This window comes from Natrinema altunense, assembly GCF_000731985.1.
Taxonomy (GTDB): domain Archaea; phylum Halobacteriota; class Halobacteria; order Halobacteriales; family Natrialbaceae; genus Natrinema; species Natrinema altunense.
This window is the reverse complement of the sequence record NZ_JNCS01000009.1, coordinates 28,795-55,224: the sequence shown is the minus strand read 5'-3', so window position 1 is coordinate 55,224 and position 26,430 is coordinate 28,795. Positions and strand designations below refer to the sequence as shown.

At 67.4% G+C, this 26,430-nt stretch carries 30 protein-coding genes; 13 read left to right on the top strand and 17 right to left on the bottom strand.

Annotated elements, in window-relative coordinates; translation table 11 throughout:
• The first annotated feature begins 37 nt into the window (after positions 1-37).
• The 6 genes from ALTAJ2_RS14600 (at position 38) to ALTAJ2_RS14575 (ending at position 6,187) form a co-directional block, all read left to right on the top strand.
• On the top strand, positions 38-1,243 hold the full coding sequence (locus tag ALTAJ2_RS14600; RefSeq protein WP_007108572.1) for a DUF7350 domain-containing protein: 1,206 nt from the start codon (positions 38-40) through the stop codon (positions 1,241-1,243).
• 67 nt (positions 1,244-1,310) lie between these two features.
• Positions 1,311-2,255, top strand: a complete 945-nt coding sequence (locus ALTAJ2_RS14595) for a 1,4-dihydroxy-2-naphthoate polyprenyltransferase (protein WP_007108571.1) — start codon at positions 1,311-1,313, stop codon at positions 2,253-2,255.
• Entirely contained in the window at positions 2,252-3,349 is a 1,098-nt protein-coding gene (locus tag ALTAJ2_RS14590) for a mandelate racemase/muconate lactonizing enzyme family protein (RefSeq protein ID WP_007108570.1), read from the top strand. The genes ALTAJ2_RS14595 and ALTAJ2_RS14590 overlap by 4 nt, the downstream gene beginning before the upstream one ends.
• Positions 3,346-4,878 carry a class I adenylate-forming enzyme family protein gene (locus tag ALTAJ2_RS14585; RefSeq protein ID WP_007108569.1) on the top strand — a complete coding sequence of 511 codons (1,533 nt, stop codon included), beginning with the start codon at positions 3,346-3,348 and terminating at the stop codon, positions 4,876-4,878. Before ALTAJ2_RS14590 ends, ALTAJ2_RS14585 begins: the two co-directional genes overlap by 4 nt.
• Positions 4,879-4,960: 82 nt before the next feature.
• Positions 4,961-5,764, top strand: a complete 804-nt coding sequence (locus ALTAJ2_RS14580) for an NRDE family protein (protein ID WP_007108568.1) — start codon at positions 4,961-4,963, stop codon at positions 5,762-5,764.
• Between the two features lie 72 nt (positions 5,765-5,836).
• Entirely contained in the window at positions 5,837-6,187 is a 351-nt protein-coding gene (locus ALTAJ2_RS14575; protein WP_007108567.1) for a helix-turn-helix transcriptional regulator, read from the top strand.
• 90 nt (positions 6,188-6,277) lie between these two features.
• Here ALTAJ2_RS14575 and ALTAJ2_RS14570 read toward each other — a convergent pair whose 3' ends face one another.
• From ALTAJ2_RS14570 to gatC, 4 genes are all read right to left on the bottom strand, one after another.
• Positions 6,278-7,066, bottom strand: a complete 789-nt coding sequence (locus ALTAJ2_RS14570) for a formate/nitrite transporter family protein (RefSeq protein WP_007108566.1) — start codon at positions 7,064-7,066, stop codon at positions 6,278-6,280.
• Between the two features lie 104 nt (positions 7,067-7,170).
• Positions 7,171-7,584 (bottom strand): hypothetical protein, encoded by a 414-nt coding sequence (locus ALTAJ2_RS14565; protein WP_007108565.1) that lies wholly within the window; start codon positions 7,582-7,584, stop codon positions 7,171-7,173.
• A 128-nt stretch (positions 7,585-7,712) separates the two neighbouring features.
• Complete coding sequence (gene gatA / locus ALTAJ2_RS14560; RefSeq protein ID WP_007108564.1) at positions 7,713-8,981, bottom strand: Asp-tRNA(Asn)/Glu-tRNA(Gln) amidotransferase subunit GatA; 1,269 nt, start codon at positions 8,979-8,981, stop codon at positions 7,713-7,715.
• Between the two features lie 2 nt (positions 8,982-8,983).
• Positions 8,984-9,262 carry an Asp-tRNA(Asn)/Glu-tRNA(Gln) amidotransferase subunit GatC gene (gene gatC, locus ALTAJ2_RS14555; protein WP_007108563.1) on the bottom strand — a complete coding sequence of 93 codons (279 nt, stop codon included), beginning with the start codon at positions 9,260-9,262 and terminating at the stop codon, positions 8,984-8,986.
• 190 nt (positions 9,263-9,452) lie between these two features.
• Here gatC and ALTAJ2_RS14550 point away from each other — a divergent pair, with 190 nt between their 5' ends.
• On the top strand, positions 9,453-10,442 hold the full coding sequence (locus ALTAJ2_RS14550) for a transcription initiation factor IIB (RefSeq protein ID WP_007108562.1): 990 nt from the start codon (positions 9,453-9,455) through the stop codon (positions 10,440-10,442).
• Positions 10,443-10,579: 137 nt separating this feature from the next.
• Positions 10,580-10,705 carry a hypothetical protein gene (locus tag ALTAJ2_RS20320; RefSeq protein WP_007108561.1) on the top strand — a complete coding sequence of 42 codons (126 nt, stop codon included), beginning with the start codon at positions 10,580-10,582 and terminating at the stop codon, positions 10,703-10,705.
• Between the two features lie 115 nt (positions 10,706-10,820).
• On the opposite strand, the gene nirK is transcribed toward ALTAJ2_RS20320, so the two are convergent.
• The gene (gene nirK / locus ALTAJ2_RS14545) at positions 10,821-11,876 is read right to left on the bottom strand and encodes a copper-containing nitrite reductase (protein ID WP_193365039.1); all 1,056 of its coding nucleotides are present in this window, start codon (positions 11,874-11,876) and stop codon (positions 10,821-10,823) included.
• Positions 11,877-12,142: 266 nt separating this feature from the next.
• Between nirK and ALTAJ2_RS14540 the strand changes: the two genes are divergently transcribed.
• The 4 genes from ALTAJ2_RS14540 (at position 12,143) to ALTAJ2_RS14525 (ending at position 16,576) form a co-directional block, all read left to right on the top strand.
• Positions 12,143-13,051, top strand: a complete 909-nt coding sequence (locus ALTAJ2_RS14540; protein WP_049900025.1) for an alpha/beta fold hydrolase — start codon at positions 12,143-12,145, stop codon at positions 13,049-13,051.
• Positions 13,052-13,206: 155 nt separating this feature from the next.
• Complete coding sequence (locus tag ALTAJ2_RS14535) at positions 13,207-13,650, top strand: DUF3054 domain-containing protein (RefSeq protein ID WP_007108558.1); 444 nt, start codon at positions 13,207-13,209, stop codon at positions 13,648-13,650.
• 85 nt (positions 13,651-13,735) lie between these two features.
• The gene (locus ALTAJ2_RS14530) at positions 13,736-16,231 is read left to right on the top strand and encodes a heavy metal translocating P-type ATPase (RefSeq protein ID WP_007108557.1); all 2,496 of its coding nucleotides are present in this window, start codon (positions 13,736-13,738) and stop codon (positions 16,229-16,231) included.
• Positions 16,232-16,360: 129 nt separating this feature from the next.
• A complete protein-coding gene (locus ALTAJ2_RS14525; RefSeq protein WP_049899991.1) occupies positions 16,361-16,576 on the top strand; it encodes a hypothetical protein in 216 nt (71 codons plus the stop codon).
• 95 nt (positions 16,577-16,671) lie between these two features.
• Here the strand turns inward: ALTAJ2_RS14525 and ALTAJ2_RS14520 are convergent, their stop codons facing one another.
• From ALTAJ2_RS14520 to ALTAJ2_RS14470, 12 genes are all read right to left on the bottom strand, one after another.
• A complete protein-coding gene (locus ALTAJ2_RS14520) occupies positions 16,672-17,403 on the bottom strand; it encodes a hypothetical protein (protein ID WP_007108555.1) in 732 nt (243 codons plus the stop codon).
• 82 nt (positions 17,404-17,485) lie between these two features.
• Positions 17,486-19,231: a cytochrome c oxidase subunit I gene (locus ALTAJ2_RS14515; RefSeq protein ID WP_007108554.1), complete on the bottom strand. Its 1,746-nt coding sequence runs from the start codon at positions 19,229-19,231 to the stop codon at positions 17,486-17,488.
• Positions 19,232-19,233: 2 nt separating this feature from the next.
• On the bottom strand, positions 19,234-19,776 hold the full coding sequence (locus tag ALTAJ2_RS14510; protein ID WP_007108553.1) for a cupredoxin domain-containing protein: 543 nt from the start codon (positions 19,774-19,776) through the stop codon (positions 19,234-19,236).
• Positions 19,777-19,780: 4 nt separating this feature from the next.
• Positions 19,781-19,930: a hypothetical protein gene (locus tag ALTAJ2_RS19470; RefSeq protein ID WP_160163679.1), complete on the bottom strand. Its 150-nt coding sequence runs from the start codon at positions 19,928-19,930 to the stop codon at positions 19,781-19,783.
• Positions 19,931-20,074: 144 nt separating this feature from the next.
• Positions 20,075-20,737, bottom strand: coding sequence for a cytochrome c biogenesis protein CcdA (locus ALTAJ2_RS14505; RefSeq protein ID WP_049899988.1), 663 nt, complete (start codon positions 20,735-20,737; stop codon positions 20,075-20,077).
• Between the two features lies 1 nt (position 20,738).
• Entirely contained in the window at positions 20,739-21,272 is a 534-nt protein-coding gene (locus ALTAJ2_RS14500) for a TlpA family protein disulfide reductase (RefSeq protein ID WP_007108550.1), read from the bottom strand.
• Positions 21,273-21,275: 3 nt separating this feature from the next.
• Positions 21,276-22,025, bottom strand: a complete 750-nt coding sequence (locus tag ALTAJ2_RS14495; RefSeq protein WP_007108549.1) for an SCO family protein — start codon at positions 22,023-22,025, stop codon at positions 21,276-21,278.
• Positions 22,026-22,173: 148 nt separating this feature from the next.
• A complete protein-coding gene (locus ALTAJ2_RS14490) occupies positions 22,174-22,752 on the bottom strand; it encodes a plastocyanin/azurin family copper-binding protein (protein ID WP_007108548.1) in 579 nt (192 codons plus the stop codon).
• A 227-nt stretch (positions 22,753-22,979) separates the two neighbouring features.
• Positions 22,980-24,422: a heme o synthase gene (gene cyoE / locus ALTAJ2_RS14485; RefSeq protein WP_007108547.1), complete on the bottom strand. Its 1,443-nt coding sequence runs from the start codon at positions 24,420-24,422 to the stop codon at positions 22,980-22,982.
• 90 nt (positions 24,423-24,512) lie between these two features.
• Positions 24,513-24,776, bottom strand: a complete 264-nt coding sequence (locus tag ALTAJ2_RS14480; RefSeq protein WP_007108546.1) for a DUF2249 domain-containing protein — start codon at positions 24,774-24,776, stop codon at positions 24,513-24,515.
• Positions 24,777-24,852: 76 nt separating this feature from the next.
• Positions 24,853-25,086, bottom strand: coding sequence for a DUF2249 domain-containing protein (locus tag ALTAJ2_RS14475; RefSeq protein WP_049899984.1), 234 nt, complete (start codon positions 25,084-25,086; stop codon positions 24,853-24,855).
• Positions 25,087-25,152: 66 nt separating this feature from the next.
• The gene (locus ALTAJ2_RS14470; RefSeq protein ID WP_007108544.1) at positions 25,153-25,380 is read right to left on the bottom strand and encodes a DUF2249 domain-containing protein; all 228 of its coding nucleotides are present in this window, start codon (positions 25,378-25,380) and stop codon (positions 25,153-25,155) included.
• 135 nt (positions 25,381-25,515) lie between these two features.
• Between ALTAJ2_RS14470 and ALTAJ2_RS14465 the strand changes: the two genes are divergently transcribed.
• The gene (locus ALTAJ2_RS14465; RefSeq protein WP_007108543.1) at positions 25,516-26,190 is read left to right on the top strand and encodes a helix-turn-helix domain-containing protein; all 675 of its coding nucleotides are present in this window, start codon (positions 25,516-25,518) and stop codon (positions 26,188-26,190) included.
• Positions 26,191-26,430: the final 240 nt, after the last annotated feature.

Below are 26,430 nucleotides of genomic sequence, written 5' to 3'. Positions count from 1 at the left end.
TCGAGCGGGGACGAGACTACTCGAGGTCACAGCTGACATGCACCGACGAACGTTCCTCCGGCGGGCGACCGTGCTCCCGGCGACACTGGCCGTCGCGGGCTGTGCGGCACCGGGCACCGGGACCGACGGGAGCGACGGCAGCACCGACGGGGATGGGAACGGGGATGAGTTTCGGGACGGGGCGGGGACCGCACCGATCCCGCGGATCGAGGACCCACCCGAGGCGGTTTACCTCCCCGGTCACCGGAAGTCGATGCGGGTCCTCGAGCCGGTCGCGGCCGGCGAGTACGCGCTCACACCGATGCTCACGTATCCGCATCCGTTCTGGACCGTCACCGGGACCGACCGGCACCGGGTCGAGCCGACGGCCGGTCGCGGCGTCCACCTCATGCTCGTGTGCTGGGATCGGGAGACGGGAATCGTCCTCCCCGGGGACGCCGAGCCGAGAGTGACGATCATGCGGCGGGGCGAGCGGATCGCGTCCCGACAGCTCTGGCCCATGCTCTCCCAGGAGATGGGCGTCCACTTCGGCGACAACCTCACGCTGCCGGCGGACGACACCTACGCCGTCAGCGTCGATCTCCCGCCGCTCCCGACGCGGCGGACCGGCTCCCTCGCGGACCGGTTCACCGAGGGTGGGACCGCGACGTTCGAGTTCACGTACGATCGGGCGTTCCGCGAGGACGTAGTCGAGGGGATCGACCTGCTCGAGCGGGAGCGGTGGGGAGATCGCGGGGCGCTCGAGCCGATGACACACGGCGGCGACGGGAGCGCGAACGCCGCCCTCCCGTACTCCGCGCTGCCGCCGGCCGCCGACGTGCCCGGTACGCGGCTGGTCGCTCCGGACGCGGAGGCCGGCGCGAACGCTGGCAGTCTCCCCAGCAGCGGCGACGCGACGGTCGTCGTCACCCTGCTCGAGGCCGACTCACGCCTGGCGGACGGCGAGGGGCGATACCTGCTGGTCTCGCCGCGGACGCCGTACAATCGCGTGCCGCTGGTGAACACATCGCTGCGCGCCGCCGTCCGCCGGAACGGGACGGGAGTCGGCGACGGGTCCCTCGAGCTGACGGCGACGCTCGACGCCGCGGTCGGCCTGCACTACGGCCGCTCGGTGGCGAATATCGGGCCGGGTGATTCTGTCACGCTGACGATCGCGTCGCCACCGCAAGCGGCCCGCCATCAGGGATACGAGACCGCCTTTTTCGACATGGAGCCCCTCGAGTTGGTAGTGCCCCCGGCGTAACGCGTGCGATCCCGTCGGCGGCCCGCAATGCCAACGTTGACACTCTCTCGAGTGGGACACTCGTACAATGAGTTCGGCCGAGGTCGAAATCTCACGGACGAAGGCGTGGCTGATGGCGGCCCGCCCCCAGACCTTGCCCGCGGCTGCGGCCCCGGTCATCGTGGGGACGGGGTTGGCGGTCCACGAGGGCGTGTTCGCGCCGCTGCCGGCGGTGATGGCGTTCGTCGGGGCGGCGCTGATTCAGGTCGGGACGAACTTCGCGAACGACTACTACGACGCGATCAAGGGGGCCGACACCGAGGACCGCGAGGGCTTTACCCGCGTCACCCAGTCGGGGCTCATCTCCCCCGAACAGGTCAAGCTCGCGACCATCGTGACGTTCGGACTGGCGATCCTCACCGGAACCTACCTCGTCTACGTCGGCGGGCTCCCGATCCTCGTCGTGGGGCTCGTGAGCGTCTTCTGCGGGTGGGCCTACACCGGCGGCCCCTATCCGCTGGGCTATCACGGACTGGGCGATCCCTTCGTGTTCGTCTTCTTCGGAGTGGTCGCCGTGACGGGGACCTACTACGTTCAGGCAGCAGCCGTCCTCGCGGAGCCGCTTTCGACGGCGATTCCCGACGGTACGGTCACGCTCACGGCCGTTGCGGCGAGCCTGCCGGTTGCGGGGCTCTCGACGGCCATCATCATCGTGAACAACGTTCGCGACAGGGAGACCGACGCCGAGACCGGCAAGCGGACGCTGGCGGTCCGGCTCGGCTACCGATGGAGCCGCCTCGAGTACGTCGCCATGCTCGCGCTCGCCTACGTCGTGCCCGGCTGGTTCTGGCTCCGGACGGACGTCGGGCCAGGCGTGGTGCTTCCGCTGGTGACGCTCCCCTACGCCGCGATGGTCGCCCGCACGGTCTGTACGCGAACCGACGGTGAGGCGCTCAACCCGGCGCTCGAGCAGACGGGCAAACTGCTCGCGATGTACGCGATCTGTTTCGCCGGCGGGCTGGTGGTGCTATGAGCCCGCCCGAGGATCTCGAGCTGGAGTATCGGTCGTTCTCCCTGCCGCTGGCCGAACCCCTCGAGACGGCAGACGGGACGATCGAGAGCCGGGACGGCTTTCTCGTTCGGTTGGTCGACGACGGCGCACCGGGTGGGACCGGCCCCGGCGACGGATCGGTCGTCGGCTACGGCGAAGCGACGCCGCTGTCGGGCTGGACGGAGTCGCGCGAGGGGTGCCAGCGGGCGCTCGAGCGCGCACGCGACGCGATCCGGTCCGGCGGCCCGAGCGAGGCGCTCGAGGCGGTCGACCGGCAGGTCGCGGCCCGACACGCGCTGGCGCTTGCGCTGGCGGACCTGCAGGCGACCCGCGAGTCGACGCCGCTGTACCGCTATCTCGGGCAAGGGCCGATGGTCGGCCGGGTGCCGATCAACGCGACGATCGGCGACGGATCGCCGGCCGAGACCGCCGACGCGGTCCGCACCGCCGTCGATCGCGGGTTCGACTGCTGTAAGCTCAAAGTCGGGCTCCGGAGCGTCGATGCGGACATCGAACGCGTCCGGCGCGTTCGCGAGACCGTCGGCGACGGTGTCGAACTGCGGGCCGACGCCAACGAGGCCTGGACCTACGAGGAGGCCCGGTCGGCGATCGACGCCTTCGGCGACCTCGGTCTCTCGATCCTCGAGCAGCCGCTGCCGGCGGGCGCGCTCGAGGGGCACGCCGCCCTCCGCGACCTCCGGACCGGCGTCTCGGTCGCGCTCGACGAGGGGTTGCTCGAGCACGGCGTCGACGCGATCTGCGACGCCGAGGCGGCGGACGTCGTCGTCCTGAAACCCATGGCGCTGGGTGGGATCGACGTGGCCCGCAAAGTCGCGGCCTGGCTGACCGAACTCGATATCACGCCGCTGGTGACGACCACGATCGACGGCGTCGTCGCCCGGACGGGCGCGGTCCACCTCGCGGCGGCGATCCCCGACGTGCCGGCCTGTGGGCTCGCGACCGGCGATCTGCTCGCGACCGATCTGGGTCGCGATCCCGTGTTGTTCGAGAAGGGGTCGGCCGTCGTCCCGCAGGCGAAAGGGCTCGGCGTCGGCGACGTGTGGGGTGAGCGATGACCGCCCCCGTCGACTGGCCGACGCGCGACCTGCTGTCTCATCGTACGTCGACGACGCCGGACGAGACGGCGCTTATCGACGCCGATAGCGGTCAGACGTGGACTTACGGGGAGTTCGATCGACGTGTCGATGCCGTCACGGAGCGGCTCGAGACCGTCGTCTCCGGACCCGACGACCGTCTCGGCGTCCTCATGGGGACACGAGTCGCGTTCGCCGAGATATACTTCGCCGCGATGCGTCGCGGCGTCACGGTCGTTCCGCTGAACGTCCGCGAAACGGCTGCTGAACTCGAGTCGAAGGCGACGCGAACCGCTCTCGACGCGATCGTCTGCGAGTCGGAGACGGAGGCGCTCGCGCTCGATATCGCCGACTGTCCCGTCGTCTCCGTTGACAGTCCCGAGCACGACGGCGTCGAATCGCTGCAGCCGGTCACCGAGGCGTCCACGACCCCAGTCCCGCTCGAGCGGAAGCAAACGCAGCTCCTCATGTTCACCTCGGGGACCGCCGGCGAGCCGAAGGCCGTCCGGCTGACGGTCGGCAATCTCGTTGCAAGCGCGACCGCCTCCGCGTTCCGGCTCGGTGTCGGCCCCGACGACCGGTGGCTGTGTTGTCTCCCGATGTATCACATGGGCGGGCTGGCACCCGTCGTCCGGTCGACGCTGTACGGAACGACCGCCGTGCTCCAACGCGAGTTCGATCCCCGGGAAACCGCTCGCATCATCGACGACGAGGACATCACGGGCGTCTCGCTGGTTCCGACGATGTGCAAGCGCTTACTCGATGCCGGCTGGACGCCGCCTGCTACGTTGCGATTCGTCCTGTTGGGCGGCGCGCCGGCCTCGAGCGACCTGCTCGAGCGCTGCCGGGAGCGTGGCGTGCCGGTCTGTCCGACCTACGGCATGACCGAAACGGCCTCGCAGATCGCGACGGCGCTGCCGGACGGGGCCGCCGCCCACGAGGGGACTGTTGGACAGCCGCTTATGTTCACAGACGTCACCGTCGTCGACGAGACCGGCGCGGCGGTCGAGCCGGGCGAACAGGGCGAACTCGTCGTCTCGGGGCCGACGGTGACGCCGGGCTACCTCGACGCCGACGAGACCGCGGCGGCGTTCGGCGACCACGGCCTCCACACCGGCGATGTCGGCTACCGCGACGAGGGCGGCCGGCTCTGGATCCTCAATCGTCGCAGCGACCGTATCGTCACCGGCGGCGAGAACGTCGATCCCGGCGAAGTCGTCGCCGCGCTCCGGGACCATCCCCGCGTCGACGACGCCGCGGTGGTCGGACTCGCTGACGAGGAGTGGGGAGAGCGGGTCGCCGCGCTCGTCGTTCCCGAATCGGGGACGGCGGGTTCGCTCGAGTCCAGGTCGCTGCTCGCCCACTGCGACGAGCGCCTCGCCGGGTTCAAGCGGCCGAAGACGGTCGGCGTCGTCGACGCGCTCCCACGGACGGCCTCGGGAACGGTCGACCGCGAGGCGGTTCGGGAGCGACTGCGCGAGGACGGAACGGACGTCACCGACGCGGCGTGATCGCCGCTCGCTCGCCGTCCGCCGCCCGTCGAGACTGCCGCTGGAACCGAAGTTAAGACGGTGGCGTTCCTATCGTCGTCCCGTGTGTACGCTCACCCTCGCCTGGCAGGTCTTCGACGACGCGCCGGTCGCGGTCGCCGCCAACCGTGACGAGGCGCTGGGCCGGGATTCGACTCCCCCCGCCGTCTACGCCGAGGAGCCGCTGATCGTCGCGCCGCGGGACGCCGAGGCCGGCGGCACGTGGATCGGCTACAACGAGGACGGCGTCTTCGTCGGACTCACGAACAAGTGGACCGACGCGGACCTCGCCGGCGACCGCTCGCGCGGGCACCTCGTCGCCGACGTGCTCGAGGCGCGATCCGCCGCGGCGGCGAAGTCGATCGTCGAATCGGCGACCGATACCGACGAGTACAGCGGCTTCTACCTCGTCGTCGCCGACGCGGCGGACGCGTTCTGTTACCAGTGGGACGGCACGCTCTCCCTGACCGAGTTCGAACCGGGCGTCCACGTCGTCGTCAACGTCGCGGTCGACGACGATGTCGACGTCCCATCCGTTCGACCCGACGCTGGTCGGGAGCAGGCGGCCAACGCTCGAGCGGTGCGAGCGACGCTTGCAGCCGAGGCGGGCGAGACGGCCGCCGACTGGCTCGAGCGGGCGGGCGACGTCCTCGGCGATCACGAGTACGGCGTCTGTATCCACCGCGACGGGTTCGGGACGCGGTCGTCGTCGCTGATCGCGCTCGGCCCCGAGACGACGCGGTACGATCACGCGCCGGGGCCGCCCTGCCGGACGAGCTACGAGTCGGTGACCGTCACCGGGGCGGCCGCCGATGTCACTGACGGGCGAAGCGACGAGCCGGCGGTCGACGGCGAAGGGCACATTTAAGCGGCTCGCACTATCTCGTATGGGTATGGACGCACTCCTGCCAGTAGCGACGCACACGGCGAGGTGGTCACCGTGAGCGTGTCCGCGGCCGAAGCCGAACTCACCGACGACGAGCGGGCCGGTCTCGAACTCGTTCGTGAGTCCGGCGGCATCCATCAGAGCGACTTCTGGAAGGAACTGGACGTCTCCTCGCGGAAGGGCAGCCGGATCGTCGAGTCGCTCGTCGAAAAGGAACTCGTCGATCGTGAGGAGACGGTCTACGACGGCCACAACACCTATTACATCTCGCCGACCGCCCGGGATCTCGATTTCACCCTCCTGATGGCCGGCGACATGCTCTCGCCCTTTATCGGCGAGGAGGAGGTCGACCCCAACAGCGACGCCTTCTCACAGTGGATCATGAACCTCGCCTACGAGGAGTAACTCGTCGCCCGTGATCGGCGGACACCCCGTCTCTTTCATTGATTGCTGTTCCCGGTTCGGCGGTCGCTCGAGCGTGAACTGTCCCGTCGGTCAGTCGTCGCTTCCCTCCGCACCCCGCACCTGAGCGACGTGTGTGAACGTGACCAGCCCGATACCGCCGACGACGTTGCCCGCGGCCGAGACCACGATCGTCTCCCCGAGCGCGCCGGAGCCGATCGCCGCGTCGAAGAGGTACCCGAAAAAAACGTGGATCGCGGTGACGATCACGTGGTCGAAGGGGCCAAGCGCCAGCAGGAAGCCGACGAGATAGGCCAGCGTGAGACGGCTCCCGACGCTGTCGGCCGCCGCTAGAAGGAACGACAGGAGACTCACGAGTGCTCCGCCGACGATCGCGCTCGCGAAGATGCCCCTCGGAGGTCGGTTGACGATCCCCTCCGCGGTTCGGGACAGCGCGTGTGCCGACTCCGGCGGTAGCACGCCCTCGACGGCGAAGACGACCGCGAAGAGGAACCCGCCGAGGAGATTGAAGACGAGCGTGACCGCCCACAGGCGACCGATCGGGACCAGCAGCCACGTCCCGTCTCGAGCAGCCGCCGCCGCGACCGGATCGAAGAAGTTCTCGTTGAACAGTTCCGTGCGGCCGACGACCAGAAACACCATGCCGACGCCGAAGGTGAGCGCGCCTGCCACGTGTGCGGCCTTGCCGAACTGCGGTTCGACGAGCCCATCGACGACCCCGAGCGCGACGATGCCGAAGACGATCGTAAACCCCGCGATGAAGCTGGTCGCGGCGAGTTCGAGCAGCGACTGCTCGAGTCGCCGTTGCCCCTCGTCGACGGCGCGGTCGAATATTCCGGCGGGATCCGGAACGGTAGACACGGACTAGTTACGGCTCGTTGACGAATAAGGGCGGGACATGAATACGCCGGACGCCGATGCATCGGGAACCGGGCCGGAACGCGGCTCGGGCGGCCCGGTATCGGTCACTCGTAGAGGGCGAATCGCTCGATGAGAACGAACGGATCACGTTCGCGGTTGTAGTAGGGTACGTCCCCGTCGAGGGCCTCGATGAGCCGCCGGTGGACTTCACGTGCGGCCCGGCCCTCGTCGGGCTCTAGGTGATGCGTGCCGCGCATGTCGGTCCAGAACCCGCCGTCGAGCCAGAACAGGGTTTCGTCGCTCGACTGGTAGACGACCTCGCCCTGTTCGGTCAACCCGTCGATCGCGAACTGGCGGCCGGAGAGTTGCGCGCGAGCGAGGACGGCGATAAGTTGGCGACGCGAAACCGGCGCATGAAGCGCGACGTCGTCGATCGTCTCGTCGAAGTACGCCTCGACGAGATCGCACGCCCGCGAGAACTCGTCGAATTGGACTTCCTGGTTCCGTGTGATCTTCATGACGTTCAAACCGACCGGGCGTTCGGTCGGGCTACTGTTAGGAAAATCGGCATAAAAATCTATGCCTCGAGCATCGCCGTTGCCGCTGCCATCGGAGGGATGGTCCCGTCCGCTGGCGCTTTGCGGTCTCAGGCGAGCGCGCTCGCGGCGCGGATCAACCGCTCCTCGCCGAACGCGGGGCCGACGAGCTGGAGGCCGACGGGAAGGCCGTCGGTTTCGCCCGCCGGAACCGAGATCGCCGGCAGATCGGCGAGGTTGACCGGCACCGTGTTCGCGTCGGCGAGGTACAACTGGAGCGGGTCGTTCAAGCTCTCGCCGAGTTCGAACGGCGGGACCGGCATCGTTGGGCTCGCGAGCACGTCGGCCTCGGAAAGCGCCTCGTCGAAGTCCTGTTTGACCCACGCGCGAGCGTCCTGTGCCTTCTTGTAGTACTTGTCGTGGTAGCCCGCCGAGAGCGCGTACGTTCCGAGCAGGATCCGACGTTTGACCTCGTCACCGAAGCCCTCTTCGCGGGCGCGAGCGAAGGTCTCGTTCCAGTTGCCGTCGTAGCCGCCCGAATGCCCGTAGCGGACGCCGTCGAACCGCGCGAGGTTCGAGGAGGCCTCCGACATCGCGATCACGTAGTAGGCCTCGACGGCGTGTTCGACCGACGGGAGCGAGACCTCGTGGTACTCGGCACCGCGATCCTCGAGTTCGCCCAGCGCCTCCCAGAACGTCTCGACGACGCCCTCGTCGGCTCCCTCGAGCAACTCGGTCGGAACGCCGATCGAGAGCCCGTCGACGTCGCCGGTCGCGGCGTCGGCGTAACTCGAGTCGTCGCCCTCGCTGCGAGTGGTCGCGTCGCGGTCGTCGCTTCCGGCGATCACGTCGAGTAACTGCGCGGCGTCCTCGACGGTTTCGCCGAAGGGGCCGATCTGCTCTAAACTGTTGCCGTAGGCGATGAGGCCGTATCGCGAGACCAGCCCGTACGTGGGTTTGATGCCGACGACGCCACAGAAGGCGGCCGGACAGCGGACCGAGCCGCCGGTGTCGGACCCGAGCGCGAGGTCGGCCTCGCCGGCGGCGACGGCGGCCGCGGAGCCACCGGAGGAGCCGCCGGGGACGTGGCCCGGCGCGGCGGGGTTGTCCGTCTCGCCGAAGTAGGAGGTTTCAGTGGTCGTTCCCATCCCGAACTCGTCCATGTTGGCCTTGCCGACGATGGTCGCACCGGCCGCTTTGAGCCGGGAGACGACCGTCGCGTCGTAGGGTGGAACGTAGTCCTCGAGCATCCGGGAGCCACAGGTCGTCCGGACGCCGTCGGTCGAGATGTTGTCCTTGACCGCGACGGTTTTACCGGCCAGCGGGCCGTCCTCCGCGCCTTCGATCCGCTCCTCGGTGATGAAGATATCGTCCGACATGATCACGAGACGTTGGGGCCTTTGAAGTAGCCGTCCTCGGTTTCCGGCGCGTTTCCGAGTGCGGCCTCGCTCTCGAGGGACGGCCGTTCCTCGTCGGGACGCATCACGTTCGTGAGGTCGGTCTCGCGATCGACTTCCGGCACCTCGTCCAGGGTCTCGAAGTACTCGAGGATGTCCGCGAACTGCTCGGTGAACCGGTCGACCTCGTCGTCGTCGAGGTCGACGCGAGCCAGATCCGCGACGTGGCGGACTTCCTCGGGACTGACGGCGTCGTCGCTCATACGTGTTCGCACCGGCCTCCGGAGAGTAAGGGTTTCGATACGGTCGGAACGACCGCAGTTCGTTTCCACGGTCGAGCGTCTGATGCCGCTGCCCTGTCCCCCGACGGTGATCCCAGCGTTTAAGTGACAGCAATTCGTTACGATAGGGCGAGAGAACGTTTTCCAGCGGCAGGCTCCCGATTCGCCGACAATGACTGACACTCCCACCCGAACGCAGATCGACGAGCGAACCCGGACCGCGCCCGAAACCGAGAGCGACGCGTCGGCCGACACAACCACCGAGCGAGAGCGCTGTCCGGAGTGTAACGGCCGGCTGGTCGCCGACGACGAACACGCCGAGACCGTCTGTGCGGACTGCGGGCTCGTCGTCGAGGAGGGCGAAATCGATCGCGGCCCCGAGTGGCGCGCCTTCGACGCCGCCGAGAAAGACGAGAAGTCCCGCGTCGGCGCGCCGACGACCAACATGATGCACGATCAGGGGCTCTCGACGAACATCGGCTGGCAGGACAAGGACGCTTACGGGAAGTCCCTGAGCTCCCGCCAGCGCGAGAAAATGCAGCGTCTGCGCACTTGGAACGAGCGGTTCCGCACTCGCAACTCCAGAGAACGAAACCTCAAGCAGGCGCTGGGCGAAATCGACCGAATGGCCTCCGCGCTCGGCCTCCCCGACAACGTTCGGGAGACCGCCAGCGTCATTTACCGCCGCGCGCTCGAGGACGAGCTCCTGCCGGGGCGCTCGATCGAGGGCGTCGCGACGTCCTCGCTGTACGCCGCCGCTCGCCAGGCCGGAACCCCGCGTAGTCTGGACGAAATTTCCGCCGTCTCCCGGGTCGACAAAGCCGAAGTCGCTCGAACCTACCGGTACGTCGTCCGCGAACTCGGGCTCGAGGTCCAGCCGGCCGATCCCGTGAGCTACGTCCCCCGCTTCGCCAGCGATCTCGACCTCTCCGACGAGACCGAACTGCGCGCTCGCGATCTCCTGACGACGGCCAAGGAAAAGGGGATTCACAGCGGCAAATCCCCCGTCGGCCTCGCCGCAGCGGCGGTGTACGCCGCCGCGCTCCTGACGAACGAACAGGTCACCCAAAACGACGTCAGCGAGGTCGCGAGCATCTCCGAAGTGACCATTCGGAACCGCTACCACGAACTGCTCGAGGCCGAAGACGGGGCGGCGGTCTGAATCGCCCGAACCCGTGGCCGAGCCGCCCGTTCAATACCGTATTACTGGTCGTTAACGCGATACTACTGTCCCCGTTCGCTCGCGAGCGAACGGTTAACAACTGTATACCCAAGGCCGATCCCGTCGGCGCTGACAGTATGCACTGCGATAACTGTGACGCCGACGAGGTCGCCTACACGTTAACGACCCACGTCGAACCGGCGGGGCAGGATCACGTCCAACTGCACTTCTGTTCGACCGACTGCCTCCGCGTCTGGACGTAACGGTGTGACCCGCGACTGCGGGGCGGGCGGTTCGGCGGCCGCAAGCAGCGCGTCCGTCGTGCGTCGAGAACAGGAGGACAACGGGGAATCGACTCGAGCGGGCGGGCGGGTGCCGTTACGGATCTGCGTCGTAGATGTCTCGGGTGGGGTCGCCGGTGACGTCGACGACGCCGAGTGCGCCGCGGCGAGCGGCGCGGGTGAGGGCGTGGTCGACGATCTTGACGGGGCCGGGGACGGGGAACTCCATTTCGGCCGCGGCGGTGGTGCCGGGGGCGACGGGTGCAGTTTCGACGTTGCGGTCGGGGTCGGTCAGGAGGTCGCCGTCGCGGTAGAAGCGACTCCAGACGTTGCCGATGGCGTGCCAGGAACTCAGGAGGTTCGGGCCGCCGTTGGCGAAGTACACCCGGGCGGTTTCGCCGGTGTTGGCCGCCATGGGGACGCCGCCGTCGGGGGTGAAGCCGTAGGCTTGGCCGTTGAAGACCACGTAGGTGGGCTCTTCTTTGAGCATGGCGTCGAAGTCGAAGCCGTGGTGGCCCTCCTCGCCGAGGTCGCCGTCCGTGTAGATCTCGTGCTGGCCGAGGTAGAACTCGTTGTCGACCTCGGGGAGGCCGTCCTCGGGTTCGACGAGGATCGAGCCGAACATGCCCGAACTGATGTGCTGGTCCATGTTCGGGATCGCGCAGTGGTAGATGAACACCCCCGCGTAGTCGGCGGTGAAGCTGATCTGGGTAGGGTCGTCGCCGGGCGCGATCGTGGTCGCGTCGGCCCCGCCGCCGGGCCCGTAGACCGCGTGGAAGTCCATGTTGTGGGCGGCCACGTTCAGGTCATCCGGCACGTCGAAGGTCAGGTTCACCCGATCACCGCGGCGGACCCGGAGCATCGGTCCCGGCACCTGCCCCTCGAAGGTCATGTACTCGAAGGTGACCCCCGGCTCGATCTCCGCAGTCACTCGCTCGGTCCGGATCGTGACGTCGTGTTCGCGGGGCTCGTCCCAGTCGACCGGCGGCGGAATGTCCGTGGGGTCCCGCGCGATACGATCGACGTCGACGGACTTGGCCGCCGGTAGCCCGTCGTCTTCAGTTGCCGGTTCGTTTTCCTCATCGTTCGTCTGACTCTCGCCACCGAGGCAGCCGGCCACCGCCAGCGCCCCGGTCGCTCCGATCGCCTGCATCGCCCGTCGTCGGGTAAGGTTAGATTGGGTCATCGTCCTATCTGAAGATAGCGGTGGACGTATGATCAACCATCGCGATGGTTCTCGCCGGATAGTAATCCGATCGTCGAAACCCGAGATATAATGGTCTATTAAATACTCCATTCCGTCGGCTTTCGCTGCTCGGCCGAATTCGGCCCGCTTCGGCGGTTACAGTCCGGACGAGTGGTAACTCTCGAGTGCGGCCGACCCAAACAGATATGTTGGTTCTCGATCAAGTCGGCAGCATGGAACCACACGGGAGCGCTTCGGACGCGGCGCTCGATGTGACCGTTCCGTTGGTCGAACTACGCTCGAGTCGACGAACGGTCAACGGAGTAGATCTGCACGTCGTTACCGGCGGTGACGAGTCGGCGCCGCTGGTGGTCTTGCTCCACGGCTTCCCCGAGTTCTGGTACGGCTGGCGGCAGGTGATCGGGCCGCTCGTCGACGCCGGCTATCGGGTCGTCGTGCCCGATCAGCGCGGTTACAACCGAAGCGAGAAACCCGACGGCGTCGGTTCGTACCGTCTCACCGAACTGACGCGGGACGTGGTCGAACTGATCGGGACCGAGGATCGCGAACGCGCGGCCGTCGTCGGCCACGACTGGGGCGGCATGGTCGCCTGGTCGGTCGCGGCCTACCACCCCGAGGTCGTCGACCGGCTGACTATCGTGAACGCTCCGCATCCGACCGCCTACCAACGCCAGCTCGTATCGAACCCGGCGCAACTGCGCCGGAGCTGGTACGCCCTCTGGTTCCAGTTGCCGTGGCTTCCCGAACGCGTCGCCCGATACGACGACTACCGCTTCCTCGAGCGAGCCCTTCGCGAGACGGCCGCACCGGGAACGTTCCGCGACGACGAACTGGCTCGCTATCGGCGGGCCTGGGACCGAGAGGGGGCGCTGACGGCGATGCTGAACTGGTATCGAGCGGCTGCCCGGTATCCGCCTCGGACCCCGACCGATCCGATCGAACCACCGACGCTCGTCGTCTGGGGCGAGGACGACACCGCGCTCGTCCCCTCCCTGGCGGTCGACAGTGCGATGCTGTGTGCCCAACGCCGACTCGAGTTGCTCCCGGAGACGAGCCACTGGGTCCCCCACGAAGCGCCGACGCGACTCACCGAGGCGGTCCTCGCACATCTGGCTGACTGAACGGCCGCCCCCGTCGAACATCGATCGGGACGGGCGGAACACGTTCGGGAGAGGAACCGCGTCCGATGCGAGCGTCGCTCCGAACGAGTCGCCCCGTATCGGTCACCGGCGGCCCCGTCCCGTCTCGTCGGTCCACGCGGCGCTCGAGGACTACCATGATCGAATCGCGCATCCAGCCGAAGTCGGTCGGTCGAATCGTCACCGAACCGTTCGTCCTGTCGCTGGCCGTCGTCGACGCGCTCGTCGTCGTGGCGTTCATCGGCGTCGGGTTGTTCATGCACGCGATCGAACCGTGGGCGTTCCCGGCCTACACCCTTCGAACGGCGACGCCGTTCGTGATCGGCTGGGCGATCGCCGCGCCGTTGGTCGGGGCCTACCGGAGACGGGTCCTCGAGTCGGTCGGACGGACGCTCGCGATCGTTGCTGCCGCGTGGGTCGCGGCAACCCTGATCGGTGGTCTCATCCGTTCGTCCGCGCTGTTTCCTGGGGGCGCGCCGCCGGCGTTCCTGATAGTCAACGCCGTCCTCGGGCTCGGCTTTATTATCCCGTGGCGGCTCGCGGTGACGGGCGGCCACCGCTGGCGGTCGGGCCGCGGTTGAAATCGACTCGACTGTCCCGCGGGCACCGAGCCGAACTCGTTCGGGGCCACGGCTACCCGGTTCGTCGACGACGTTCGACCGTGAGATGAGTTCCTGCTCGCTCTGCGGGCTGTCGATCCCCGACGACCCGGTGACCGCGGCCGACGTCGAGGGGACGTTCTGCTGTCGCGGCTGTCTCGAGGTGAGCGCGACCCTCGACGACGTCGACGGACTCGAGCGCGAGCGAGTGGTCGATCGCGCGCGGGAGTCGACCGACCGCGAGGTACCCGCGGGGGCCGAGGAGACGTTCCTGGCGGTCGATGGGATGCACTGCTCGACCTGCGAGGGATTCGTCTCACTGTTGGGCGAGGACGAGCCGGGTATCCTGACCGTCGAGGCGAGCTACGCGACCGATACCGCCAGGATCGTCTACGATCCCGACCGGCTCGAGCGGGCCGACCTCCCCGAGACGCTCTCGGGCTACGGCTACGAGGCGCGGTTCCGCGACGGCGACGGCGGCCGGCGAGACGAGACGGAACTGGTCCAGCGGCTGCTGGTCGGCGGCTTCCTCGCGATGCTGATCATGCCGTGGTACCTGTTCTACCTCTATCCGAGTTACGTCGGCATCGAGACGGGGATCCTCTCGGTCGACGCGACCTCGCCGGTCGGGATCTACCTGCCGATGGCGATGATCGGGCTACTGACGACCGGCGTCCTGTGCTATACCGGCTACCCCGTCCTGCGGGGCGCGTACGTCAGCCTGCGGGTCGGCCAGCCGAACATGGACCTGCTGATCGCCGTCGCCGCCGTCTCGGCCTACGCTTACAGCACGGTCGCGCTGGCGACGGGCAGCACCCACCTCTACTACGACGTGACCGTCGCCGTGATCATGATCGTCTCGCTTGGCACCTACTACGAGCGCCGGATCAAGCGCCGGGCCACCGATCTGCTCGCGGACGTGACGGCCGCGCAGGTCCGTGAGGCGACCCGTCGGCTCCCGGACGGGACCGAGACGGTCCCCGTCGATCGGCTCGCGGCCGGCGACGAACTGCTCGTCAAACCGGGCGAGCGGATCCCGGTCGACGGCACCGTCCGCGAGGGGACGGCGGCGGTCGACGAGTCGGTCCTCACGGGTGAGTCGCTGCCGGTCACGAAGGGGCCGGGGGACCGAGTCGTCGGCGGCGCGATCGTGACCGACAGCGCCCTCGTTCTCGAGGTCGGCGCGGACGCCGAGAGTACGCTCGACCGGATCGCGACGCTCATGTGGGAGATCCAGAGCGCGACCCCGGGCGTCCAGCGGCTGGCCGACCGACTCGCGACGGTCTTCGTTCCCCTCGTGGTGACCGTCGCGGTCCTCGTCACGACCTGGCGGCTCGCGACGGGGATGCCGGTCGGCGACGCCGTGTTGACGGGGCTGACGGTCCTCGTCGTCTCCTGTCCCTGCGCGATGGGGCTGGCGACGCCGCTGGCGGTCGCGTCCGGACTGCGCGACGCCTTAGAGCGCGGAATCGTGGTCGCGAACGCGACCCTGTTCGAGTCGGCGTCGGCCGCCGAGACGGTCGTCTTCGACAAGACCGGCACGCTGACCGCCGGCGAGATGTCGGTCCGCGAGGTCCACGGCGAGGATTCGGCGATGGCGTTCGCCGCGGTCGTCGAGCGCCGCTCCGAACATCCCGTTGCGGACGCTATCGTCGCCCACGCTGCGGCCGAGGGCGCGGGAGCCGACGACCCGGTCGCGTCCGACGGCGGTACCGTCGACGCCGCGGCGGCCGGCGACCCGGTCCCTCGCGGCCGCGACCTCGCGGTGACCGACTTCGAACGACACCCCGGCGAGGGCGTGAGTGCGACGGTCGGTCTCGAGTCGTCCGATCGGCCCGCGCCCGAGGAGCGGGTGTTCGAGCCGTCTCTCGCGGCCCGTCGCCGCGTCGTGGTGGGGACGCCCGACCTCGTCGAACGGCTGGTCGGCCCGATCCCGACGGCGCTCGAGGCGGCGATCGACGAAACTCGAGCGGACGGCGACCTCCCCGCGGTCATCGGCTACGACGGGCGGGCGCGGGCCGTCGCGGTCGTCGGGGACCGCCGGCGTGCGGAGTGGCGCGAGGTCCTCGAGTCGGTCGCCGACCGCGAGGTGATCGTCCTGACGGGCGACGACGAAGCCGCGACGGCGACGTTCCGCGACCATCCGGCGGTCGATCGGGTCTTCGCGGGCGTCCCGCCGGACGGCAAAGTCGAGACCCTCCGGCGGCTCACCGACGAGGGGACCACCGCGATGGTCGGCGACGGGACCAACGACGCGCCCGCACTGGCGGCCGCGGACGTCGGCATCGCGCTCGACAGCGGGACCGCTCGCGCGACCAACGCCGCCGACGCCGTCGTGACCGGGAGCGATCTCCGCGCCGTCCCCGCCGTGTTCGATCTCGCGGCGGGCACGCGACGGCGCATCCGCGAGAACGTCTGCTGGGCGCTGCTGTACAACGCGGTCGCGATCCCGCTGGCCGCGGCGGGGTTGCTCAACCCGCTGTTCGCCGCCGTCGCGATGGCCACCAGCAGCGCCATCGTCGTCGTCAACTCCTCGCGGCCGGTGCTTTCGGACGATCGGTGAACCGGGAGCCGCGACGCCTCGAGGGCCAACGCCGGGCGTATCACTGCCTCGATACCGGTCCCCGATAACTGAAACGGCCGTTTTAGCTCGAGTCGGGTTTGTGAAGTCGATTTTCCAATACGTTCGTATATGAATCGACGAGCGATGCTGGCGACGGTCGGCGCGGTAACGGGAGCCATCGCCGGCTGTCTCGACGTCGTGCCCAGCGGCGTCGTCTACGCGGTCGACGAAACCGGCGCAGCCAGAGTCGAATACGACGACGCGACGACGCTGGAACCGAACGAGCGGGAAGCAAACGCTTCGGATCCGCTCGCGGCGGGTAATCTCGTCGCAACCTTCGATTGAACCGCTCCGCGCGGTCGGCGACGACCTATAGTAGCAACTGAAAGTCATTGCACACCTGATCGCACGAGGGCATTGCGATCAGTGTGTAAATCGTTTCAGTTGCTACTATCGGCCTCGGACACCGACGATACGGGTCGCCGGTACCGCCGCAGCGTCTCGCCGTCCTCGTCGCGGAGTTCGACGATGAACTCCTTCTGACCGACCGCCTCCTCGAGGTCGGCCTCCCGGAACGTGACGTCGTACGGTGGGTCCTGGGTCCGCGTCACCTCGTTCCCGCCGCTGGTCACGACGACGCTGTCGATCCCCTCGGACTCGGAGAGTTCGCAGGTGATTTCGCCGGCCGCCCGCGTACAGGAGAGGTCGGGGTTCACGTCCGCGCTCGAGTCGCCCTCGAGGGTCGGCTGGAAGTCGAGTACCATCGGCGAGATCGGGGCCGTTCCCAGAATCAGGACGATCGCGAGGAAGACCGAGAGGTTGATCTTGGATCCGTTGCGTGCGATCGTTCGGACGATGGACCGGTCGGCGGTCCGTCGGAGCCGGATCACCAGCGGGACGATCACGGCGTGGGTCAGCGGCCCCCAGAGGATGAGGACGAAGCCGTAGGCCCGAACGTACTCGAGGACCGTCCACTCGACTCCGTACGAGAACAGGAGGTTCGACGCCGTCCAGCAGAAGAAGCCGAAAAAGAGCAGACCGACGCTCTTGAACAGCCGCCAGATCGGCGTGTTCGCGTAGTACACGCTCAAGATGTCACGCCATGCCTGTCGGAGGACTCGCCTGACGTACTCGAGCGGCGATACGGTTGCGTCGGTGTCGGATGCTGTCATTCGTGCGTCGGTGATCGTGAGTCGGGAATCGATTCGCCCGCGAGGGCGGTCGGTTCGGCCGTCGAGGATCGGGGCCGGTCGGTTAGGCTCCGATCGACCAGAGTTGCGTGAGCAGATACCAGTTCAGCAGGTAGGTGATCACGAACGCCGCGAGGAAGACCAGACAGAGGACGAACGTCCCCCGCATCTCGTAGGCGTGGACGGGATCGTCCGGATCCTGTGCCATGCCGAGCCCGCCGTCGGCGACGAGGTCGGCGTTGTCGGCCGCGTTCTCGACGCGGTCACCGAAGACCAGCGACCCAACGGCCACGAGGACGAACAACACCCCGCCGGTGATCGCGAGCAGGGCGAAGATTCCGAAGACCGCAAACAGCGGCGCGGCGGCCGAGAGGCTGAACTCGGTGCCGGGGATGTTCTCGACGACCTCGGCGGTCCGGCGCGGAATCCCGTAGAGGATGCCGACGTACATCATCATCAGGACGGCCACGCCCATCGCGGCCGAGTAGAAGTACGGTTGGATCGAAGCCAGCCGCTCGGAGATATACTGGCGCATGAACATCGTCCGGATCACGAAGAAGACCAGGCCCATGAACGCGACCGTGGTCCCGAGGACGACGGTGCCGTGGAAGTGCCCGACGGTCGCGAACGTGTTGTGCCAGGTCATGTTGAGCTGGAGCTGGCCCATCATGACGCCCGTGATCCCCCCGAGGAAGCCAAAGAGGATGATCGAGAAGATCGTCGAGGAGAACACGGGGTTCGACCACGGCGCGGACGTCAGCCAACCGAACAGGCCGCCGCCTTTCCCGCGTTTGCGCCGGCCAGCCTCGAGGCCGGCCGGGATGGCGAACGCGTGGATCAGGCTCGCGAACGTCGCCCCGTAGAACGCGTAGGACGTGTTCCAGATCCGCCAGCCGGTCGAGACGGCGGGATCGGACAGCAGGTGGTGTGCCGCCCCGAGGTTGATGAAGAACAGGTACAGGATGAAGGCGGTCCGCGAGACCTTCTCGCTGGCGACCTCCGCGCCCGCGACGACGTGGGTCAGGAAGTACCAGACCGCGATCATCGCCACGAGGTTGATCTGCTGGGTGCCGTGGCCGATGATCCAGTACATCTGGCGGTACCAGGCCGCATCCCACCACTCGATGATCTCGAGCCGCCACAACAGGGCGGGGCCGAAGGCGAGCAGGCCGCCAACCAGCGCCTCGACGGCGATGATCGACGTGACGAAGGCGGCGAAGCTGACAAGCGGCAGCGTCTTGCCCGGGTTCTCGCGCTTCTCGAACCACATCGTCGCGAAGAACGGCAGCGCCGCGACGACCGTGCCCAAGATGAAGACGATCGCGCCCGCGTAGAACAGCGGGGCGATCGGCATCGGCACGTAGGCAGTCAACAGCGGTGCCTCGTTGGGTGCCTCGGTGGTCCAGATGGCGTAGTTGACCAGGACCGCCCCGGCGGCCATGACGAGCCAGCCGGCCTTCGCGACCCTCGTGAACGGCAGCCGTCTGCCAAGCACCATCGGACCGCCGACGTAGAGGATGGCGATCTCCATGAACACCATCCAGAAGATCAGCAGGTTCCAGGCGTGTAGACTCAGGTGGGTGTAGAAGGCTCCGGGATCGAGCAGCCCGATCACCTCCCAGCGGGTCATCGCGACGGTGAAGGCGAAGATACCGCCGTACAGCAGGGCGACGACCGCCGTGAGCCCGAACAGCTTGACGTGGTTATCGACGGAGCGGTGGACCTCGAGCCCCGTCACGGAGCAGGTCCGGAAGCCGTCCTCACGGTACTCGTTGTCGAACAGCCCGAGAACGTCCAGTCTGTGTGCCATCGTTATCCCTCCTCCACGACGATGGTGCCGTGCATGCTCCGGTGGCCCTGCCCACAGAACTCGTTACAGATGATGTGGTAGGTGCCGGGTTCGTCGAAGGTCATCGGCACGACCCACTCGTAGCCGGGCAACACCTGCAGGTTGATCTGTTTGCTCAGCGCGTCCTCGGGTCGGAGCGAGAAGCCGTGTTGGACGTCCATCGAGTTGAGGTGGAAGTCGTACTCCGTCCCCGTCTCGAGGACGACCGGCGCGCCGTCCCACTGGAACCGCATCGCCTGAATATAGACGTCCTGGTCCGGCGGAACGAGTCCGTCGTCGGTGTCCTCGGCACGCTCCTTGTAGTCGGTCAACTTCTCGCGGAACTCCTCGGCCTCGACGCGGAACGTCTCGCCGATGGGGTTCTGATCACCGACCCGCGTCCAGGCACTCATCCAGCCGAAGAGGATCAGCGACCAGCCGACACCGAGTCCGAGCCAGATCGATTCGCGCCTGTTGACGGGTTGGTCCCACCAGTTGCCGTCCGGGGGTTTGATCGGTGATGTCATGGAATCACCCCAGTGGTACCGAGAAGACGTCCACCCAGCCCCACGCGACGTACGACAGCGCAAAAAACAGGAGCGCTGCCGCTGCGAGTAGCCAGATGCGGTCGTACAATCGTTGCATCGTCGGCTCTGATTCGGTTCGTTGTGACGGTGCCATAGCTCCGTTCGCTCCGGTCTCATTGTGGAACTTGCATATCGGTTCCCCCGCACATATTCCCATCAGACAGTCTGCAGAGCCGAATGTGGTGGGGGCGGGTGCTAATACTGACAGGACAGAGAAGGGACCGCCGTCGAGCCGGCGTCAGACCGCGGCGACGTATAGCTGTCCGAGGCCGGCTACGATCAGCACGACCCCAGCCAGTCGTACCACGCGGTCGACGGAGCCGGCGATGCGGCCGGCACCCAGTTCGTAGCCGAATGCCGTCGCGACCGTGATCGCGACCGTCAGTGACCCGAATCCCACGGCGTACGTCCCGAGTACCAGCGCCGTCTCGAGCGGCGGCATCGTCAGCGATCGAAACGCGAGCCCCAGGAACAGCGGGAGGACACAGGCGACCGCCGCCAGCGCGTACATCGCGCCGAAGAGACCGAACCCGAGAACGGTCGACCGGCGTTCGGGCAGAAGGACGTGGACGGCACCGCTCCCGCCGTACACCACCCAGATCCCGAGCGCCACCAACCCGACGCCGACACCGTACTCGAGTAGCGGCAATGCCTGGCCGACGGCCTCACCCGCGACGACTGCGACGATCGAGAGCACGCCGAGAACTCCCACCGCGCCGCCGGCGGCGGCGAGCCCGCGGGCGAGCGTCCCCGACAGCGGCGGTGCGGTCTCATCGCCGGTCGCGGCGACGTAGTAGCCGACGTATCCGGGCAAGAGCGCGTACGCACACGGCGAGAAGAACGTGGTGATTCCAGCACCGAGGGCGAACGCCACGGTGCCGAGGAGTTCGCCGCTCGTCACGTCACTCACCTCCGGCGGCGTCGATCGCCGATCGGATCTCGTCGGCCGATTCGCGCCCGCGACCGGACCACGTGACTGCGTTCGATTCGTCCAGCACGAACGCGTACGGGACGCCCGAGGCGTCGAGGGCCTCCGTCAACTCGAGATCCGTGTCCAGTGCGACGGGCCAGTCGCCGTCGTGATCGCGCCACCAGTCCGCGATGTCCGCCCGAGTGACGGTGTTCCCGACGGGTTCGCTCGTCGCGGAGACGAACTGGACATCGTCGTCGACCGTCTCGTGGACCGCCCCGAGCGGTTCCATCTGGCGCTCACAGACGGTACACCAGGTGGCGAACAGTTCGACGAACGTCACTCGTCCGCGTTCTGGGACGCTCGCGGTGCCCGCGTCGCTTCCCGGCGCGTCGATCGTCTCGAGTTCGATCGAATCGACGGCGTCGCCGCTCTCGAGGGGGTTCCATTCGCCGACCGCGAGCGCACCGCCGCCGCCGAGGGCGGCGAGTCCGGCCACTCCCACGAGTACCTCGCGACGGCGCATCGGTCACCACCCCTCCACGACGGTCCGGGCGTCCTCGACGATCTCGTTACCGCCGGGAGAGCCGCCGGTGTAGGCCCGCTCGACGACGCCCTCCTTGTTCACGAGCAGGATCAGGGAGGTGTGGACGAACTGTCGGTTGTGATCCATTTCGCTGTGATCCATCCCGTCGTCACCCGTATCGGACGACTCGTTGCCTTGCTCGAACGCGACGCCGAACGTGTCTTGGACGATACGCTTCGCGTCGTCGGGCGTCTCCGGCCGGAGGAAATACCAGTTCCCGGCGTCGAAGTCGACGCCGTGGTCCTCGCCGTAGGACTCGAGGACGTCCGCCGTGTCGTATTCCGGATCGAACGTCATCGGGAGGAACGCGATCTCGTCCGCGTAGTCCCGATCGGTCGCATCGGCCTGGACTCGCCGCAGGGCGGCAGTCAGTCCCGGACAGACGGTCGTACAGCTGGTGTATACGAACGTCAGCATCAGGTGACGATCGCCGGTGAACGCCGTGGTCGTGACCGAGCGGTCGTGGAGCGGTGCCGGGACCGTCGCTTCGGGGATCTCCTCCCCGTAAATCGGGTGTGGAATCCCCGATTCCTTGATCCGCTCGTGGTTTTCGGGCGGTGGCAGGACGGGCCGGTCGCCGTCACTCTCGGCGCTGTTCAAGGCCGAACACCCCGCGACGGACGCGCCGATGGCCGCCGCGCCCACTGTCCGCAACACCGTTCGTCGATCGAGCGTCGGATCTGTACGGTTCATGATAGTCGTTACTTGCGGCTGTCGGTGGTAAAGCGCTGCTCGTATTCCCGCCCCGTTAGAAGTGCTCGAACATGTCCGGTAGTTGTTCGCCGAACGGCGTGTCCGCCGGACAGCTCGAGGCCTGACGGCCGACCCGAGACACCGCCGTTCATGCCTCCTCGAGTACGGGACGGGTTTCCTCGTTGAACAGTTCGATCGCGTTGACGACCTGTAACGGGAGTTCCTCCTGAGGGTCGGCCATCGCAGGTTCGTCGGCGGGATCGGGCCAGCCGACGACGATTCGGCCCACGTTTCCGGCGACTTCGTGTGAGGTACAGACCTGCTGGGTATCGACGTAATCGTAGACACCCTCGGTATCGAAGGTGTGTTCGTGCTCGGAGCCGACCCCGGTCAGTCGATCGCTTCCCCACGGTTCGACGCCGTCGGGGGATCGGTGCGGGCCGTGACTACGCTCGTGGTAGCCGGTAACGTCGTGGCGACCGGTCTCGACGAGCCACTCGACGGTCGCCCCCGGAACGACGTGGACGATCTGTGGATCGAACTCGGGATACGGTCGGGAGTTCGCCGTGATCGTGACCGCTTCGGCGGGAGTGCCGAGTTCCCCGGCGTTTTCCGGGGGCTGCTCGTCGTCTGACTGATCGCTGCCCTCGGTGAGACAGCCTGCCACCGCGAGGCCGGCTGTACAGGCAGTCGATCGGAGTACGGTACGGCGTGAGAGGTGTGTCATGGGTATGTGTTCCGGCCTGGCGGTCGATCGAACGGGTCTCGAGTCGCTGCCCTCACGTTCGTCTAGCGGGGCGAGCCAGTTCAACCGAACCGACGGTTCTCGGGCGGTAAGAGAGGGGGCGGACATGTTCAGGAGAGCGGTAAAAGGAGACCGTCCGTCGGGGCTCGGTACGCGGCGCCGGGCCGCTCGTCCGACCGTCGGCGACGCCCCGTCGAGGACTAGTCCGGTTAGCTCCCGATGACGAGCGTCTCGAGGACGATCGCCAGGAGGATCGCCCCGAGGTAGTAGTTCGAGACGTAAAACGACCGCAGTGCGACCTCGTCGGTCGGCCGACGGAACTGGCGGACCACCGAACGCAGGAAGACGGTGCCGAGGGCGATCGACGTGACTCCGTAGACCCAACCGAGCCCGGCCACCCAGCCCAGGCCGCTGGCGGCGAGCAGCGTCGCACCGAGGTAGAACGCGATGTGACGACGCGCCGCGGCGACGCCTTCGGCGACCGGATACATGGGGAAGCCCCCGCGTGCGTAGTCGTCGCGATACGCGATCGCGAGGCTGTAGAAGTGGGCGGGCGTCCACAGGAAGATCACCGCCGCGAGGGCGACGGCGGGGAGTCCGACGCGCCCGGTGACGGCGACCCAGCCGATGACCGCGGGCAACGCTCCTGCGCCGCCGCCCAACACCGTGTTCCAGGCCGTGTTCGGCTTCAAAACCGCCGTGTAGAGGACGGCGTAGTACCCGATCGCCGCAAGGGTGAGCACCGCCGCGAGCGCGTTGACCCACGTCAGGAGAACGGTCATCGCAACGACCGTGAGTCCGACCCCGAACGCTACGGCGTTGCGCGCCGGCACGAGGTCGTGGACGAGCGGCCGGTCCGCGGTCCGGTCCATCCGCCGATCCCGGTCGCGCTCGTAGACGTGATTGAACGTCCCGCTCGCCCCGATCGCGAGAACGCCGCCGGCGAGCGTCGCAAGCGCCGTCGCCGGCTCGAGCGCCGCGCCGGACAGCGTCGCCAGCCCCATCCCCGCCAGCGCGACCAGACAGAGCAGCCACATCAGCCGTGGTTTGGTCAGCGTCAGGTACGCGCCGATCGTTCGTCGGAGCCGGACGAGCCGACCGGTCGGTCGCGGGGCCGACTGCGGGGCCGTCGCCGAGACCCCACCGGCGTCGTCGCCGTCGGGTGACGGATTGGGCGTCGGAGTCAACCGGTCGGACTCCGCCTCGAGCGTACCCTCCTCGAGGGTGAACACGAGCGCGACGAGGAGACAGCCGAAGATGGCCATCGCGAGGGCGAGATGGATCGGACCCGCGACCGACGGGCCGCCGACGGCGATGGTCGCCCCGAGGAGGACCTGGACGGGAAAGAGGACGAGCGCACAGCCGACGAGGGCGGTCACGCGGCGGCCGACCGCGACCCGGCGGGCGGCGAGTCCGGACGCGAGAACGAGGCAGCCGGCCACGAGAGCCGCCACGCGATGGCCCCAGTAGAGGAGGGTATCGCCGGTGCCCGAGCCGACGATCGGATCGGTAGCACAGGTCGGCCACGCACTGCAGGCGGCCGCGCTATCGGTCGTCGAGACGGCGGTCCCGAGCGCCACGAGGACGTACGCCGCGATCACCGTCGCTGTCAGTACGTCCGCGAACCGTCGTCGGCTGAGTTCCGTTGTCATCCCTGCGTACTTTCCCGGCCGTTACCGTCCCCGTTCCCGCGGCCCCGCAACCGGTCAGTCGTCGGCCGATTCGCCCGTCGTACGACGGCGTCAGCCACGCCAGATGACGGTCACGACGTCGTCGTCGCGTTCGACCGTCTCGTAGCTGTAGCCGCGGTCGTCCAGTTTCGGAAAGAGGAACTGGGGAACGCGGTCGTTTCGCTGGACGAGAACCGTCTCGTCGGGCAGTTCGACGAGCGTCTCGAGCGTCCGTTGGAGCGGCTCCGGCGGGCCGGCCGATCGGACGTCGATCGTCTCCTGCGGTCGGTCATCCGGTGCGTCGGTGCGGTCGACGATCGAGGGTCCCGATTGCATGGGTGTCGGTTCGATCCGGTGGCGGCTATCTCTGCTCCCGTACGTGTTCGGTCGATCGGCTATCCGGACGATCCGATCAGGCCTCCGTTTTCGGGAACGTAGCGACGAACTCGTCGGGAGCGACCTGTTCGACCTCGTAGCCGTCGGCGTCGAAACTGTCGACCTCGGCCTCGAACTCGTAGAACAACGGCTTGGGCTCGTGGTCGTTGACGATCGTCAGCGATTCGCCCGGCTCGAGGGCGTCGAACTCGTCGTGGATCTTGGGATGGCGGTTCACTGGCGGAATGTCCCTGACATCGAGTCGTGTCATGCAGTGCGTACTCGGACCGAGCCCCACATCGACTTTCGTACGAACATGATCGGGATCAGCCCGTCGCTACGCACGATCGATACGGACGTGCCAGACGCCGCCTTCGCGTTTCTCGCTCTCGTGGGTGAACCCGCGGTCGTCGAGCACCTCGTAGAGCGGTTTCGGTTCGAACGGGGCGATCAACCGGAGCCGCTGCCCCGCCTCGAGATCATCGAGGGCGGCCATGATGTCGTCGAACGGCGGGCCGTCGATCTCCCTGACATCCAGCGTTCGGTCCGTTGATTTCGTTGCCATCGGTTCCGCGTTCGATCCGGGTCCGGTTGGACGTTCGTCCGAACGTGTTCGCAGCCCTCGGTCTTCCCGCGGGACGAGAATTCACCGAACATATTCGTAACCACCGGTATATAGGTTCGAGCGGAACACGTTCGTATGGCTCAAGCAACCCTTACACTCACGATGCCCGAGAACGTCTGGATTCAGCAGATTTCGACGGAGTATCCCGAATCGACGTTCCGGGTTCTCGCGGCCGTGCCCGGCTCCGAGTCCGGTTTCGCTCTCGTCCGGATCGCCGGGCCGGTGGTCCCCGACGTGATCGAAGCCATGAACGACCACCCACAGCTTACCGAAATCACGCTCGCCCAGTGGAGCGATAACGAGGCGACGGTTCACTTCGAGACGACGGCACCGCTTCTGTTGTTCTCCTCTCGAGAGTCCGGCATGCCCATCGAACTCCCGGTCGAGATTCAGGACGGCGAGGCGAGGATCGACGTGACCGGCTCCCGCGAACGGCTCGCCGAACTCGCCGAACAACTCGAGCACTTCGGGTTGCAGTATCGGATCGAGCACGTCCGCGAGCGACTCCACGAGAGCCAACTGCTCTCGGAGCGACAACTCGAGGTCATCGTCGCGGCGGTCGAAGAGGGGTATTACGACACCCCGCGGCGGTCCTCGCTGACGGAACTGGCCGACCACCTCGATATCGCCAAGTCGACCTGTAGCGAAACGCTACACCGAGCCGAGGAGGCGGTAATCAAGCGATTCGTCGAGGACCTCCCGAGCGTCGACAGCGGCGACCCGATCGAGGAGGAACTCGCGAGTACGTAAATAGGGCACCGGTTGGCGGGAACCGATACCCGTCCGATCACCGGCCGCGTTTCGGACCATCCTATTTGTATTTGCGAACATGTTCGCAGCTATTCTCACGCAATGGAAATCGGCTCGGTATTTCATCCGAGTACGGTTGTGAGAGGCCGAATGAGGATCGATAAATGAACGATTTCAAGTGCATGCCGTCGAGTACCTCCGGCATGACACCAGTGTCATATTCAGAGGTGTTCTGATCTA